9 protein-coding genes are annotated in these 15,862 nt (G+C 63.7%); all 9 read left to right on the top strand.

The window, feature by feature from the left end; translation table 11 throughout:
• Positions 1-164 precede the first annotated feature (164 nt).
• Positions 165-755 (top strand): TetR/AcrR family transcriptional regulator, encoded by a 591-nt coding sequence (locus tag J9885_RS12895; protein WP_043763732.1) that lies wholly within the window; start codon positions 165-167, stop codon positions 753-755.
• Entirely contained in the window at positions 752-1,858 is a 1,107-nt protein-coding gene (locus tag J9885_RS12890) for an efflux RND transporter periplasmic adaptor subunit (protein WP_210549693.1), read from the top strand. The genes J9885_RS12895 and J9885_RS12890 overlap by 4 nt, the downstream gene beginning before the upstream one ends.
• A 15-nt stretch (positions 1,859-1,873) precedes the next feature.
• A complete protein-coding gene (locus tag J9885_RS12885) occupies positions 1,874-4,954 on the top strand; it encodes a multidrug efflux RND transporter permease subunit (RefSeq protein ID WP_043808961.1) in 3,081 nt (1,026 codons plus the stop codon).
• A gap of 121 nt (positions 4,955-5,075) precedes the next feature.
• A complete protein-coding gene (locus J9885_RS12880) occupies positions 5,076-7,034 on the top strand; it encodes an ATP-binding protein (protein ID WP_210549692.1) in 1,959 nt (652 codons plus the stop codon).
• Between the two features lie 76 nt (positions 7,035-7,110).
• Positions 7,111-8,460: a glutathione-disulfide reductase gene (gene gorA, locus J9885_RS12875; protein ID WP_210549691.1), complete on the top strand. Its 1,350-nt coding sequence runs from the start codon at positions 7,111-7,113 to the stop codon at positions 8,458-8,460.
• 410 nt (positions 8,461-8,870) lie between these two features.
• The gene (gene kdpA, locus J9885_RS12870) at positions 8,871-10,565 is read left to right on the top strand and encodes a potassium-transporting ATPase subunit KdpA (protein ID WP_210549690.1); all 1,695 of its coding nucleotides are present in this window, start codon (positions 8,871-8,873) and stop codon (positions 10,563-10,565) included.
• Between the two features lie 55 nt (positions 10,566-10,620).
• The gene (gene kdpB / locus J9885_RS12865; RefSeq protein ID WP_210549689.1) at positions 10,621-12,678 is read left to right on the top strand and encodes a potassium-transporting ATPase subunit KdpB; all 2,058 of its coding nucleotides are present in this window, start codon (positions 10,621-10,623) and stop codon (positions 12,676-12,678) included.
• A 60-nt stretch (positions 12,679-12,738) separates the two neighbouring features.
• Complete coding sequence (locus tag J9885_RS12860; RefSeq protein WP_210549688.1) at positions 12,739-13,266, top strand: potassium-transporting ATPase subunit C; 528 nt, start codon at positions 12,739-12,741, stop codon at positions 13,264-13,266.
• Positions 13,259-15,847 carry a sensor histidine kinase KdpD gene (locus J9885_RS12855; RefSeq protein ID WP_210549687.1) on the top strand — a complete coding sequence of 863 codons (2,589 nt, stop codon included), beginning with the start codon at positions 13,259-13,261 and terminating at the stop codon, positions 15,845-15,847. Before J9885_RS12860 ends, J9885_RS12855 begins: the two co-directional genes overlap by 8 nt.
• Positions 15,848-15,862: the final 15 nt, after the last annotated feature.

Raw genomic sequence — 15,862 nt, 5'->3', positions numbered from 1 at the left:
CATTTCTGGCGCTTTTTACGCCTTTTTGTTTCGTTCAGAGCGGATCCGGGGTCACTCGCTGCTTTTGGCTCCCCCCCACCCTGGGCAGATGGCGGGCAATACCTTGACTTGCCTGAAAGCCCCCCTAGAATGAATGAACGTTCATTCACTCACCTCTGATAACCATGGACAAGAAAGAACGCATTTTTGAAGCGGCTCGCGAGATCCTCGGCGAACAGGGCTTCTACGGCCTTTCCATTGCCGTGGTCGCCAAGAAGGCCAGAGTGGCGGCCGGCACCATCTATCGCTACTTCAGCGACAAGGATGATCTGCTCCGTCAGCTTTATGTGCACACCATCCTTCAATGTCATCCCCAGGTCATGGAAGGCGTGCAGATAGAGGAGGTGTCCTATGCGCAGTATCGCCGCCTCTGGCTGAACATCGATGTGATCTTTACCAGCATCCCCAATGCACTCAAGTGCAAATTGCAGTACGAAAGTTCGCCATTGGGGGCTGAATTGGAGCGGGATCCGGTCATAATGGCAGCATGGGCGCCACTTGAGCGCTTCTTTGAGCAGGGACGCCAACAGGGACTCTTCGTCGATCTCCCCGTGCCGGTGTTGCAGTCATTGAGTCTGGATTGCGTGGCCAACCTGGCACAGCAACGCCGGGTTCACGATTTCGAATTGACGCAGGAACAGCTGGAGACGGTGATCCGGGCCAGCTGGAATGCCATTTTAAACCCTCACTTTTCCACCACAGGAGCCCGTTCATGAAAAAGTGGATGGCCATCATGTTGCTGATAGCGCTCGCCCTGTTTGGCAGTGTCATCGGCTTCAATATGTTCAAGCAGAAGAAGATTGCAGAGTTCATGGCCAATCGACCCGAGCCCGAGTTCCCGGTCACCGCCATGGTCACCAAGGCGCAGGACTGGGTCCCTACCATAGAGGCGATCGGCTTCATCGAGCCGAACCAGGGGGTCACCCTCTCCAGTGAACTGTCCGGCACCATCGACGCCATCCGGTTCGAATCCGGGGCCCACGTCAAGGCGGATCAGCTGCTGCTGAGCCTGGATTCCAGCGTGGAAAAAGCGAATCTGCTCTCTTCCCAGGCCAGGCTGCCTGCGGCCAAGGCCAAGTTCGACCGCTACAAGAACCTCTACCAGAAGAACTCCATCTCCCGGGATCAGCTGGATGACGCCGAAGCCGCCTACCGCTCCCTGGAGGCGGATATCGAAAGCCTGAAGGCCACCATCGCCCGTCGCGAGGTGCGTGCGCCCTTCGGCGGCGCCGTGGGTCTGCGCAATGTCTTCCTGGGCCAGTACCTGGAGCCGGGGACCGAGATCGTGCGCCTGGAGGACACCAGCGTGATGCGCCTGCGCTTCACCGTGCCCCAGACCGACATCTCCAAGATAAGCCTGGGCCAGACCATCAAGATCAACGTGGACGCCTATCCCCAGACCAGGTTTGACGGCCAGATCACCGCCATCGAACCGGCGGTCAACTACCAGAGCGGCCTGGTCCAGGTGCAGGCAGACATCCCGAACAATGACGGCCAGCTGCGCTCCGGCATGTTCGCCCGCGCCAGCATCATACTGCCCACGGTGAAGGACCAGATCGTGATCCCGCAGTCCGCCATCTCCTTCACCCTCTATGGCGAGAACGTCTATGTCATTCACGAGGCTGATGGCGTGAAGCGCGCCAAGCAGGTGGTGGTCAAGGCGGGCGAGCGTCGCGGCGACGACGTTCATGTGCTGTCCGGCATCAAGGCGGGCGACGAAATCGTGCTGTCTGGCCAGGTCCGCCTGAGCAACGACACCAAGGTGCGCGTGGTCGAGAACGATGCCCTGGCCGTTCCGGCACAAACCCCGATGCTGTAAGCGCGGAGATCTGCGATGCGATTTACTGACATATTCATAAAACGGCCTGTGCTGGCGGTCTCGCTCAGCTTCCTGATCGCCCTGCTGGGCTTCCAGGCCATCTTCAAGATGCAGGTACGCGAATACCCCGAGGTGATCAACACCGTCATCACGGTCAACACCAGCTACTATGGCGCCAGCTCGGATCTGATCCAGGGCTTCATCACCCAGCCCCTGGAGCAGGCGGTCGCGCAAGCCGACAACATCGACTTCATGACCTCCTCCAGCCAGCTGGGCAGCTCCACGGTGACGGCCTACATGAAGCTGAACACCGACCCGAATGCCGCGCTGTCCGACATTCTGGCCAAGGTCAACTCGGTGCGCTCCCAGTTGCCGAAAGAGGCGGAAGACCCCTCGGTCACCTCCTCCACCGGCTCCACCACGGCGGTGCTCTACATGGGCTTCACCAGCCCGGAGCTCAACTCCAGCCAGATCACCGACTACCTTGAGCGGGTCATCAAGCCCCAGCTGTTTACCGTGGGCGGCGTCTCCAAGGTGGACCTGTACGGCGGGGTCGAGTTCGCCCTGCGGGTGTGGCTGGATCCGGCCAAGATGGCGGCCTTTGACCTGACGGCCAGCGACGTGATGACGGTGCTCAACAGCAACAACTATCAGTCCGCTACCGGCCAGGCCACCGGCTACTTCACCCTGTTCAACGGCAATGCCGAGACCCAGGTCAGCAACATCGAGGAGCTCAAGCGCCTGGTGGTGGCGTCCCGGGACAGCAAGGTGATCCGCCTCTCCGACATCGCCAAGGTCTCCCTGGAGAAGAGCCACGACATCTACCGCGCCAGCGCCAACGGCAAGGAGGCCGTGGTCCTCGCCATCAACGCCGCCCCGACCGCCAACCCCATCAACATCGCCCACGATGTGCTGGAGCTGCTGCCGGATCTCAAGCGCAACATGCCGAGCACCATGCAGGCCAACGTCCTGTATGACTCCACCATCGCCATCAACGAGTCCATCCACGAGGTCATCAAGACCATCCTCGAGGCTGCCGCCATCGTACTGGTGGTGATCACCCTGTTCCTCGGCTCCTTCCGGGCGGTCATCATTCCCATCATCACCATTCCCCTGAGCCTCATCGGCGTGGTGATGATGATGGACATGTTCGGCTTCTCGATAAACCTGATGACCCTGCTGGCCATGGTGCTGGCCATCGGTCTGGTGGTGGATGACGCCATCGTGGTGCTGGAAAACGTCGACCGTCACATCAAGGAGGGGGAGGAACCGTTCCGGGCCGCCATCATAGGTACCCGGGAGATCGCCGTGCCCGTCATCGCCATGACGGTCACCCTGGCGGCGGTGTACGCGCCCATCGCCCTGATGGGGGGCATCACCGGCTCCCTGTTCAAGGAGTTCGCGCTGACCCTGGCGGGCGCCGTGTTCGTCTCCGGCATCATCGCCCTGACCCTGTCGCCCATGATGTGCGCCAAGATGCTCAAGGCCAACGAGCAGCCGGGCAAGTTCGAGCGCACCGTGCACGAGCTGCTGGACCGGATGACGGCCCGCTACGACGCCATGCTCCACGCCGTAATGCAAAAGCGTCTCGTGGTGGTGGTGTTCGCCATCATCGTGTTCGCCAGCCTGCCGATGCTGTTCAAGTTCATCCCGAGCGAGCTCGCGCCGAACGAGGACAAGGGCGTCATGGCGGTGCTGGGGACGGCGCCGTCCAACGCCAACCTGGACTACATCGAAAACACCATGGCGGACGTGAACAAGATCCTGGATGACCAGCCCGAGATAGCCTACTCCCAGGTCTTCTCCGGGGTGTTCAACTCCAACCAGGCGTTCGGTATCGCCTCCATGGTGCCCTGGAGCCAGCGCGAGGCGAGTCAGAAAGAGGTGCTGGATCGGGTGGCCGGTCTGGTGCAGGACATCCCTGGGATGGCCATCACCACCTTCCAGTTCCCCGAGCTGCCGGGTGCCTCCAGCGGTCTGCCCATCCAGTTCGTCATCACCACCCCGAACAGCTTCGAGAGCCTGTTCCTGATCGCGGGTGAGATGCTGGCGGCCACCCAGGCCAACGGCCAGTTCGTCTACTCGGATCTCGATCTGAACTACGACTCGGCCACCATGAAGATCAGCATCGACAAGGACAAGGCGGGTGCCTACGGCATCACCATGCAGGACATCGGTACCACCATGGGCACCATGATGGCGGATGGCTACGTCAACCGGATCGATCTGGATGGCCGCTCCTACGAGGTGATCCCGCAGGTGGAACGCAAGTACCGCCTCAACCCCGAGTCCCTCAAGGGCTACTACGTGCGCGCCGCCGACGGCAAGTCGATCCCCCTGGGCAGCCTGATCAAGATTGAAGTGGTGGGAGAGCCCCGCGCCCTGCCCCACTTCAACCAGCTGAACTCCGCCACCATAGGCGCCGTGCCGGCACCTGGCGTGGCCATGGGGGATGCGATCAACTGGTTCAAGGCGACCGCCGAAGAGAAGCTGCCCCAGGGCTATCGCTACGACTTCATGGGGGAAGCCCGCCAGTTCGTGACCGAGGGCAACGCGCTCTACGCCACCTTCGCCCTGGCTCTGGCCATCATCTTCCTGGTGCTGGCCATCCAGTTCGAATCCGTGCGCGATCCCCTGGTGATCATGGTGTCGGTGCCGCTGGCCATCAGCGGGGCGCTGATCGCCCTGGCATGGGGCATGGCCACCATGAACATCTACTCCCAGGTGGGGCTCATCACCCTGGTCGGTCTGATTACCAAGCACGGTATCCTGATCTGCGAGGTGGCGAAGGAGGAGCAGCTGCTGCACGGCATGAACCGGATGCAGGCCGTGATGCAGGCCGCCAAGGTGCGTCTGCGCCCCATCCTGATGACCACGGCAGCCATGATCGCCGGCCTCATCCCGCTGCTCTATGCCACCGGCGCCGGGGCGGCCCAGCGGTTCAGCATCGGCATCGTCATCGTGGCGGGTCTGGCCATCGGCACCCTGTTCACCCTGTTCGTGCTGCCGGTGATCTACACCTTCCTGGCCTCCGAGCACAAACCCCTGCAGGAATTCGACGAGTCCATACCGGCGAAAGCCAAGGGTGGTCACTGATTGCCTGCCCACAGCAACAAGGCCCCTTTCGGGGCCTTGTTTTTATCCATTGGATGACACACGACATGAGTCCATGAAGCAGTTACACTAAACCGCACTCAATCCAGACCGCAAGGACGCCATGTCAGGAATCTTCCCCAAGGCCGTGGGCCTTAACGGGCTCTCTTATCGCCTCCTTTCCTACATTCTGATCTGCAGTACCGTACTGGCACTGGCCATCACAGTGCTGCAGCTCGCCTGGGACTACAACAAGGACGTGACCGTCATCGAAGCGAGCATCGACCAGATCGAGGCCTCCTTCCTGCAGCCCATCTCCGCCAGCCTCTGGAACCTGGATGAAGAGCAGGTCAAGGTGCAGATAGAGGGCATCATGAACCTGCCCAACATGCAGTTCGTGATGGTCAAGGAGATGCTGGGCAACTCCGAGGTGCCCATGCTGACCCAGGGGACGCAACAGGCCCAGTACGACATCTCCCGCGAGTTCAACCTGACCTATCAGGGGGAAGTGGTCGGCAAGCTGTTCGTCGCCGCCTCCCTGGATCAGGTCTATCAGCGCCTGATAGAGAAGTCCGTGCTCATCCTGGTCAGCCAGACCATCAAGACCCTGGTGGTCTCCTTCTGCATCCTGGTCATTCTCTACTATCTGGTGATCCGTCATATCAACCGCATCGTCACTTACGCCCAGAAGCTGAGCCTGGATCGGCTGGCCGTGGAGCTGACGCTGGAAGGCCGCCCCCTGCCCCGCAAACATCCTGACGAGTTCGACGCGCTGGCGGCTACCCTCAACCAGATGCGTACCCGGCTGAACGACGAGTTCACCGCCCGCCATCAGGCCAGCGAGCAGCTGCAGCAGGAACGGGACTTCTCCGCCACCCTGATCAATTCCGCCAACATGGTCATCTGCTGCATGGAGCCGGATCTCAACATTGCCAGCATCAATCCGGCTGCCATCCTCCTGACCGGCTACCACCATCAGGAGCTGCTGCAGCACAACTGGCTGGATCTCTTCGTCGGCCCGGAACAGCGCGACGAGCTGGCGGCCACCCTGGCCGACCAGGGCACCCTCGAGGACAGGGAGATCACCATGCATGACCAGCAGGGCGACGAGCTGGTCCTGCAGTGGACCTTCGCTCCCTTCTACGAAGGGCCCAACCTCAAGTATCTGATCGGCTTCGGTTACGACATCACCCGCCTGAAGAAGGTGGAGCGGGAGATCACCCTGTTCAACGAGCAGCTGGAAGGCAAGGTGGCAGAACGCACCCGCAGTCTGAGCGACGCCAACAACCAGCTCGGCAAGGCCTATGACGATCTCAAGCAGGCCCAGCAGACCCTGGTGGAGTCGGAGAAGATGGCCTCTTTAGGATCCCTTGTTGCCGGGGTGGCTCACGAGATCAACACCCCCATCGGCATCAGTGTGACCGCCTCCTCCTACCTGCAGGAGCGGGTGGCCGACTTCAAGCAGCATATCGAGGCCAAGCAGCTCTCCCGCTCCTACCTCAACGAGTTCACCCAGAACCTCGACGAGTCGATGCAATTGCTGCAAGGCAACCTGAGGCGCGCCTCCGAACTCATCGCCAGCTTCAAGCAGGTGGCGGTCGATCAGTCGTCCGAGGCGCGCTACAACTTCAGCCTCGCCGATAACCTGCACCAGGTAGTGGTCTCCCTCGGCTACAAGCTGAAGAAGGCCCAGTGCGAGGTCGACATCCAGTGCGATCCCAAGCTGACGATCTTCTCCTTCCCCGGCAGCTTCACCCAGATCTATTCGAACCTGATCCTCAACTCCATCCACCACGGTTTCGATGGCTGGGACAGGCCCAGGAAGATCACCATCAAGGTGGAGCAACAGGGCGGCGAGCTCATCATCGACTACAGCGACAACGGTCGCGGCATCCCCCCGGAGATACTGCCGCGCATCTTCGACCCCTTCGTCACCTCCAAGCGGGGTCAGGGCGGCAGCGGGCTCGGCACCCACATCATCTACAACCTGGTGGTGCAGCTGCTGCGCGGGCGCATCCACTGTGCCAGCGAACCGGGCCAGGGAGCCCAGTTCCACATCAGCCTGCCCATCCAGCAGAACTGAACGCCGGCTCTTGTGAGCCGGCCACTTTGTCCCCATCATGCTGTGATTGCATTCTTAACGAGCGGAGAACCTCGCAATGGCACAGCATTTTGACTATATCGCCATCGGTGGCGGCAGCGGTGGCATCGCCTCGGCCAACCGGGCCGCCATGTACGGCAAGCGCGTCGCCCTGATCGAAGCCAAAGAGCTGGGTGGTACCTGCGTCAACGTCGGTTGCGTGCCGAAGAAGGCCATGTGGTATGCGGGCCAGATCGCCGATGCCCTGAGATATGGCGCCGATTACGGCTTTGACACCACCCTCAACCACTTCAGCTGGGCCAAGCTGGTCGAGTCCCGCCAGGCCTATATCGGCCGCATTCATCAGTCCTACCAGAACGTGCTAGGCAAGAACCAGATCACCGTCATCAAGGGCTTCGCCCGCTTCATCAGCAGCAATACCATCGAGGTCAATGGCGAGCAGTACACGGCCGATCACATCCTGATCGCCACCGGTGGCCGTCCCGAAGTACCGGCCATCCCGGGGGCCGAGCTGGGCATCGACTCCGACGGCTTCTTCGAGCTGCAAAGCCAACCAAAACGGGTGGCCGTGGTGGGGGCCGGTTATATCGCGGTGGAGATCGCCGGCGTGATGCAGGCGCTTGGCTCCGAGACCCATCTGGTGGTGCGCAAGCACGCGCCGCTGCGCAACTTCGACCCCATGATCCACGAGACCCTGGTGGAGATCATGGCGCAGGAAGGGCCCAAACTGCACACCCACGCCATTCCGAAAGCCGTGGTCAAGAACGCTGACGACAGCCTGACCCTGCAGCTGGAAGATGGTCGCCACCTCACCGTCGACTGCCTGATCTGGGCCATCGGCCGCGTCCCGGCCACCGACAACCTGAACCTGGCCGCCACCGGCATCACGCTGGACGAGAAGGGCTTTATCCCGACCGACAAGTTCCAGAACACCGCCATCGCCAACGTCTATGCCGTCGGTGACAACACCGGCCGCATCCAGCTCACCCCGGTGGCCGTCGCGGCGGGCCGCCGTCTCTCCGAGCGGCTGTTCAACAACAAGCCGAACGAGCACCTCAACTACGATCTGGTGCCGACCGTGGTGTTCAGCCACCCACCCATCGGCACCATAGGGCTGACCGAGCCGGAAGCCATCGCCGAATACGGTGAAGATCAGGTCAAGGTCTACCGCAGCCAGTTCACCGCCATGTACTCGGCGCTGACCCAGCATCGCCAGCCCACCCGGATGAAACTCGTCTGTGTCGGCCCCGAGGAGAAAGTGGTCGGCCTGCACGGCATCGGCTTCGCCATGGACGAGATCCTGCAAGGCTTCGGTGTCGCCATGAAGATGGGTGCCACCAAGGCGGACTTCGACAACTGCGTCGCCATCCATCCCACCAGCGCAGAAGAGTTTGTCACCATGCGCTGAGGGAGTTGGGACATAGAGGTCAAACCGACCACTGCGCCCCCCGTCCCACCCCACCAGCACGGAAGAGTCTGCGACCATGCGCTAACCGCATATCAAGGTCACAGCGACTTGCTACCAAACCCGGCTCAGGCCGGGTTTTTCGTTCCATCCACCGCTGCTCCCTCGCAAAACACGCCTTCTTTACGCCGATTTTACGCCCGCTCCCGGCCGCTTTATGGCGCCTTTACGCCCCTCTTTCATACCCTTTCAGCGTCAATGACATCGAAGGGATCGACACGGATATGCATTGGTCCCTGACGCTAATTACCTCAACGGAGTCGTTATGAATTGGCTATATCTGCTGCTGGTCCTCGCCCTCGCGGGCTATCTGCTGCGCGCCCTCGCGCGCACCCATGAGTGAGGAACCGGATATGTGGCAAGAGATCATCTATCCCGTCGCGTTTGTACTGCTGGTGCTGCTGCCGGCGCCTCTGCTTGGCAACTACCTGTATCGGGTATTTGAGGGCAAGAGTCGCTGGCTGGCTCCCGTCGAGCGCGCCACCCTGGCCTGCTGCGGCACGGACGGGCGCGAGCAGGACTGGAAGTCCTACGCCCTCAGCCTGCTGGCCTTCAACGGTGCCGGCTTCGGCCTGCTGTTCCTGATCCTGCTGGCGCAGGGGCTGCTCCCCCTCAACCCGCAACAGCTGCCCGGGCTGAACTGGCAACTCGCCTTCAACACCGCGGTCAGCTTCATGACCAACACCAACTGGCAGGCCTACTCCGGCGAGGCCAGCCTCTCCTACTTCAGCCAGATGGTGGGGCTCACCACCCAGAACTTCGTCTCGGCCGCCACCGGCGCCGCCGTCGCCATCGCCCTGTTTCGCGGCATCGCCCGCCAGCAGACCACCCACCTTGGCAACTTCTGGCAGGATCTGGTGCGCTTCTGCCTCTACGTGCTGCTGCCGATGGCACTGATCCTGGCGCTGCTGCTGGTCTGGCAGGGGGTACCCCAGAGCCTGTCGGCCTACCTGCCGTTCCACGCCCTGGAAGGCCAGGAGCAGCTGTTGCCGCTCGGCCCGGCCGCCTCCCAGATCGCCATCAAGCAACTCGGCTCCAACGGCGGCGGCTTCTTTGGCGTCAACTCGGCCCATCCGTTCGAGAACCCGACCGCCCTCTCCAACTGGCTGGAGATGGTCGCCCTGCTGACGCTGGCCGCCGCCATGGTCTGTACCCTGGGTCGCTACGTGAAGGACCTGGCCCACAGCCGCGCCATCCTCGTCGCCATGACCCTGATGATGGTGATCGGGCTCTTCGTCTCCATCACCCAGGAGCTGAAACCGGACCCCACCCTCGCCCGGCTCACCACTGACGCCAGCAGCATGGCCGGCAACTGGGAAGGCAAGGAGAGCCGCTTCGGCCCCCTGCTCTCCAGCATCTGGGAAGTGGCGACCACCAGCGCCTCCAACGGTGCGGTCAACGCCATGCACGACAGCTTCACACCTCTCGGCGGCATGGTCGGCATGATCAACATGCTGCTCGGTGAGGTCATCTTCGGCGGGGTCGGCTCCGGCATCTACGGCATGATGCTGTTCGTGCTGCTGACCGTGTTTCTGTGCGGCCTGATGGTGGGGCGTACCCCGACCTATCTGGGCAAACGGCTCGGCATCACCGAGATGAAGTGGGTGGTCGCCAGCATGCTGGTGATGCCGGTCGGGGTATTGGTGATCGGCGGCATTACTCTGCTGATGCCGGACTCCGCCACCGTCATCGGTCACGACGGCCCCCACGGCCTGTCCCGACTGATCTATGCCTACGCCTCGGCCGCCGGCAACAACGGCTCCGCCTTCGCCGGCCTGGCCGCCGCCGACAACTGGCAGTGCATCGCCATCGGGCTGGCCATGCTGCTCGGCCGCTTCGGCTACATCATTCCGGTGCTGGCCATCGCCGGCCAGCTGGCCCGCGCCCCGCGCCAGGAGCGAAGCGAGGGGGACTTCCCCGTCAGCGGCCCGCTCTTCATCACCCTGCTGATCGTCACCGTACTGCTGATGGGGGGCCTCTCCTTCCTGCCGGTGCTGGCGCTGGGTCCGGTGGCGGAACACCTGAGCCTGCTGGGAGGTGCCTTCTGATGCTGCACACCCCACTGATCGCCGTGGTCAACTATTCGATGCTGGGAGCTTTCCAATGAGCAAGTCCGCTTCAATGAGCACCGACACCCTCAAGGTGAAGGGCAAGAAACAGAAATCACAGATCATGCAGGCCATGGTGGAAGCCCTCTATCGCTTCAACCCCAGGGCGCTGCTCGGCAGCCCCATCCTGTTCACCCTCTGGCTGGCGGCCGTGATGGCCAGCGTGGAGTCCCTGCTGGGGCAGCCTGTCTCCGGCGTCGCCCCTTCGCTGGCCTGGCAGCTGACCGCCTGGCTCTGGCTCACCCTCTGGTTTGCCAACTTCGCCGAGACCCTGGCCGAGGGGCGCGGCAAGGCGCGGGCCGACAGCCTGAAGGCGGGCATGAGCCAGCTCAGGGCGCGCCGGGTCACCCATCCGCAGGATGACAAGGGGGAGTGGGTGCCAGCCACCAGCCTGCGCAAGGGCGATCTGGTGCTGGTGCGCAGCGGCGAGATGATCCCCGCCGACGGCGAAGTGGTCGCCGGCATCGCCTCGGTCAACGAGGCCGCCATCACGGGGGAATCTGCTCCCGTCATCCGCGAGTCGGGCACCGATCGCAGCGGCGTGACCGGCAACACCACCGTCGTCTCCGACGAGATCTGGGTGCGCATCAGCAACAATCCGGGCGAAAGCACCCTGGATCGCATGATTGCGCTGGTGGAAGGGGCCAAGCGCCAGAAGACCCCCAACGAGATGGCGCTGGACGCCCTGCTGGTGGGACTGACCCTGATCTTCCTGCTGGTGGTGGCCACCCTGCCCTGGTTCCTCGACTACAACGGCACCCAGGTGCCCCGGCTCTACCTGCTGGCCCTGTTCATCACCCTGATCCCGACCACCATCGGCGGTCTGCTCTCCGCCATCGGCATCGCCGGCATGGACCGGCTGGTGAAGCTCAACGTGATCGCCAAGTCGGGCCGCGCGGTGGAAGCCGCCGGCGACGTGCGCACCCTGCTGCTGGACAAGACCGGCACCATCACCTTCGGCAACCGGATGGCGGATGAACTGATCCCGGCCCCCGGTATCGATCCGGCCCTGCTGGCCCAGGCCGCCATGCTGGCCTCGCTGGGTGACAACACGCCGGAGGGCAAATCCATCCTGACCCTGGCGGGCAAGAGCCACACCAGACCGAGCCAGCTGGAGAGCGACATCCTGATCCCCTTCAGCGCCGAGACCCGGCTGAGCGGGCTGGATCGCAACGGTCATCACTATCGCAAGGGGGCGGTGGATGCCGTGCTGCGCTACCTCTCCCTCGATCGCAAGGCGGTGCCCGAGCCCATTCTCAAATCGGTCGACAGCATAGCTCGCCAGGGCGGCACACCGCTGCTGGTCTGCACCCACGAGAAGCTGCTGGGGGTGGTGTTCCTCAAGGACATCATCAAGCCGGGCATCAAGGCCCGCTTCCAGATCCTGCGCCACATGGGGATCCGCACCGTGATGATCACCGGCGACAACCCGCTAACCGCCGCCGCCATCGCCGCCGAGGCAGGGGTGGACGACTTCATCGCCGAAGCGACACCGGAGAAGAAGCTGGCCTACATCCGCCAGGAGCAGGCCGACGGCCGGCTGGTGGCCATGTGCGGGGACGGCGCCAACGACGCGCCGGCACTGGCCCAGGCCGACGTGGGGCTGGCCATGAACGAGGGCACCCAGGCCGCCAAGGAGGCGGGCAACCTGGTGGATCTCGACTCCAACCCCACCAAGCTGCTGGACGTGGTGCTGGTGGGCAAGCAGCTGCTGGTGACCCGTGGAGCCCTGACCACCTTCTCCATCGCCAACGACGTGGCCAAGTACTTCGCCATCCTGCCGGCCCTGTTCATCGCCGCCTATCCGCAGCTGGGGGCGCTGAACCTGATGCAGCTGGGCAGCCCCGAGAGCGCCATCATGTCGGCCATCATCTTCAACGCTCTGATCATCGTCGCGCTGGTGCCGCTGGCCCTGCGCGGGGTCAACCTGCAGGGCACGGCGGCCAGCCTGCTGCGCCGCAACCTGCTGCTCTACGGCGTTGGCGGTCTGATAGTGCCCTTTATCGGTATCAAGCTGCTCGACCTAGTTATCACCGGCCTGGGGCTGGTGTAACAGCATCACCGGATGCGGGGCAGACCCGCATCCACCCAACGCATTTGGAGCAAGAAAATCATGATAGCAATCAGAACCCTGCTGACCCTGACCCTGCTGATGGGGGTGGCTTATCCGCTGGCCGTCACCGGGCTGGCCCAGCTTATTTTCCCCTGGCAGGCCAACGGCAGCCTGCTCACCAATGACGAGCAGCAGGTGGTCGGCAGCGCCCTGCTGGCCCAGAAGTTCGAGCGGGCCGACTACTTCCACTCCCGCCCCTCCGCCAGCGACTTCGCCACCATAGGTGGCGGTGGCAGCAACCTGGGGATGAGCTCGCCGCTGCGGGCCGAGTTTGCAGCAGCGGCGGCCAGGGCGCAGCCGGAGGCCAGGGTCCCCGCCCTGCTGACCCGCTCCGCCTCCGGCCTCGATCCCCATCTGCCCCTCGATGCGGTGCTGGCTCAGGTGGACCGGGTCGCCGGGCAACGGGGACTGGATCCCGCTCGGCTGACGGAGCAGGTCAAGTCGGCGGCACAAGCTGGTATCCTTGGCCCCCAGGTGGTCAATATTCTCCAGCTGAATCTGCAGCTCGATAAGGACAAGAATGCGTGATGAGGTGAGGGCCGATGCCCTGCTGGCCAGTCTGGAGCAGGATCACAGGGGCAAGCTGAAGGTGTTTCTCGGCGCCGCCCCCGGTGTGGGCAAGACCTACGCCATGCTGCAGGCGGTGAGGGAACAGGCCAGAGAGGGGGTCGACATCCTGATCGGGGTGGTGGAGACCCACGGTCGCCAGGAGACCCTGGCCCTGCTCGACAAGCTCGCCATCCTGCCGCGCAAGCTGTACCTGCACCGCCAGCAGCGGCTGGAGGAGATGGATCTCGACGGCCTGCTGACCCGCAAACCCGCCATCGCCGTGGTGGACGAGCTGGCCCACAGCAACGCCCCCGGCAGCCGCCACGAGAAGCGCTGGCAGGACGTGGAGGAGCTGCTCGGTGCCGGTATCGACGTCTATACCACCCTCAACGTGCAACACCTGGAGAGCCTCAACGATCTGGTGTGGCAGCTGACCGGCGTCAGGGTCAAGGAGACCCTGCCCGACCAGGTGCTGCTGGAGGCCGACAGCCTGGTGCTGATCGACCTGCCTCCCAAGGAGCTGCTCGGCCGCCTCAAGGAGGGCAAGGTCTATGTGCCCCACCAGGCCAAGGCCGCCCTGCAATCCTTCTTCTCCCTCAACAACCTGACCGCCCTGCGGGAGCTGGCGATGCAGACCGCCGCCAGCCACGTGGAGGGGGATCTGCAACTGCAGTGGCAGGCCGCCGGCAAGACCACGCTGCCGCTGCGGGGCAAGCTGATGGTCTGCCTCGGTGACGAGCACGGCGCCGCCCTGGTGCGCTACGGCCACCGCTTCGCCCAGCGTCGGCAACTGCCCTGGCTGGTGGTGCACGTCGACAGCAAGGGACAGCGTTCGGCCGAGCAGGAACAGGCGCTGGCGCTCGCCTCCCAGCTGGGGGCCAGGGTGCTGACCCTCTCCAGCCCGGCGGTGGCCGACACCCTGCTGGAGACGGCCGAACAGCAGCAGGTGTCGCAGCTGCTGCTGGGCAAACCGCACAAGGCGCCCTGGCGCCGCTCCCTGGCGCAGCACCTGCTCAAGAAAGCTGAGGGACTCGAGATCACCTTGGTGGACACGGAGCAGCAAAAAACCGGACCGAGGTTGCAGCCGCTCCACCCCAAGGATATTCGCCAGAGCCTGCTGGCGGTGGCCATCATGGGGACCACCTCGGCCGCCGTCTGGGGCCTCTCCCACTGGCTGCCGCCCGCCTCCCTGCCCATGCTGTTCGTGCTGGGGGTGCTGGCCACCGCGCTCACCACCAGCCTGGTGCCCGCCATCCTGGCTGCCGTACTGGGCTTCGTCGGCCACAACCTGTTGTTCACCGTCCCCTATTTCTCGTTGAGCGTGGCCAGCCACAGCGACCTGCTCACCCTCTTCGTGCTGCTCATCGTCGGCATCACGGCCGGACGGCTCGCCTCCCGTCAGCGCCAGCAGCTGGTCGGCCTGCGCGAGACCCAGCAGCTGGGCAACGCCCTGCTCTCCCTGAGCCAGGGGCTGGCCACCGCCAGCAGTCCGGTCGAGGTGCTCAGGCAAGGTTGCCAGGCCATCTCGCTGGCGCTGGGCCAGCCGGTGTTCGCCCTCGACCACCACTACCAGTACTGGGCGGGCTCGACCGAGCACAAACCGGGACAGACCGACAAGGCAGCCATCGACTGGTGTCTGGCCCAGAAGCAGAGCGCCGGGGCCCACACTGCTACCCTCAACGCGGCCGAGGCCCAGTACCATCACCTCAGCGATGATCTGGTGCTGGGCATACTGCTGGCCAATCCGCTCGCCTCCTCGGCCGAACATCAGCTGCAGGCGCTGCTCACCGACATCCGCGCCGCCCTGGCACGGATCGACCTCAACGAGCGGCTGGCCGACAGCCAGCTGCAGGCAGAGACCGACCGGATGCGCGCCGCCCTGCTATCTTCTGTTTCCCACGATTTGAAGACGCCGCTCGCCACCATCATGGGCGCCGGCAGCACCCTGCAGGAATATGGCGACCGGATAAGTGCGGAGGACCGCGACGAGTTGCTCCACTCGGTGCAGGAGGAGGCGCGCCGCCTGCACAGCTATGTGCAGAACCTGCTGGACATGACCCGCATCGGCTCACCCGACTTCCAGCTGAAACGGGACTGGGTCGAGCTGGCGGATCTGGTGGAGAATGCCCGCCGCCGGCTCGACTCCTCCTGGCGCCAGCACAAGCTGCTGGTGCACTTCGATCAGCAGATCCCCCGGCTCTATGTGCACGGCGCCCTGATCGAGCAGGTGCTGGTCAACATCCTCGACAACGCCTCCCGCTACTCGCCGGCCGGCACCCCCATCGAGTTCAAGGTGATGCTGGCGGACCCCGACCTCATCATCGATATCATCGACATCGGGGTCGGTATCGCCGAGTCTGACCGGGACAAGATCTTCAACCTCTTCTACACCCAGCCGGTCGGGGATTGCGGCAGCCGCGGCACCGGACTTGGCCTCGCCATTTCCCGCGCTATGATAGAGGTCCACGGGGGCCGCATCTGGGCCTTTTCCGGCCCCAACGGCAACGGCACCTGCATGCGCATCTCACTGCCGCTGGCCCTCAACGCTCCGGCGGCCTGATGGTCGCCGCCCTTT

Origin of the sequence: Aeromonas sp. SrichE-2G, from assembly GCF_017939565.1 — a bacterium.
Taxonomy (GTDB): Bacteria; Pseudomonadota; Gammaproteobacteria; order Enterobacterales; family Aeromonadaceae; genus Aeromonas; species Aeromonas taiwanensis.
Note: the sequence above shows the minus strand (reverse complement) of the source record. Positions and strands in the feature narration are given on the sequence as shown.

Bases quoted from the DNA above. Each gene is read 5' to 3' on its own strand.
- J9885_RS12895 (WP_043763732.1), top strand. From the start codon at position 165: ATGGACAAGAAAGAACGCATTTTTGAAGCGGCTCGCGAGATCCTCGGC.
- J9885_RS12890 (WP_210549693.1), top strand. From the start codon at position 752: ATGAAAAAGTGGATGGCCATCATGTTGCTGATAGCGCTCGCCCTGTTT.
- J9885_RS12885 (WP_043808961.1), top strand. From the start codon at position 1,874: ATGCGATTTACTGACATATTCATAAAACGGCCTGTGCTGGCGGTCTCG.
- J9885_RS12880 (WP_210549692.1), top strand. From the start codon at position 5,076: ATGTCAGGAATCTTCCCCAAGGCCGTGGGCCTTAACGGGCTCTCTTAT.
- gorA (WP_210549691.1), top strand. From the start codon at position 7,111: ATGGCACAGCATTTTGACTATATCGCCATCGGTGGCGGCAGCGGTGGC.
- kdpA (WP_210549690.1), top strand. From the start codon at position 8,871: ATGTGGCAAGAGATCATCTATCCCGTCGCGTTTGTACTGCTGGTGCTG.
- kdpB (WP_210549689.1), top strand. From the start codon at position 10,621: ATGAGCAAGTCCGCTTCAATGAGCACCGACACCCTCAAGGTGAAGGGC.
- J9885_RS12860 (WP_210549688.1), top strand. From the start codon at position 12,739: ATGATAGCAATCAGAACCCTGCTGACCCTGACCCTGCTGATGGGGGTG.
- J9885_RS12855 (WP_210549687.1), top strand. From the start codon at position 13,259: ATGCGTGATGAGGTGAGGGCCGATGCCCTGCTGGCCAGTCTGGAGCAG.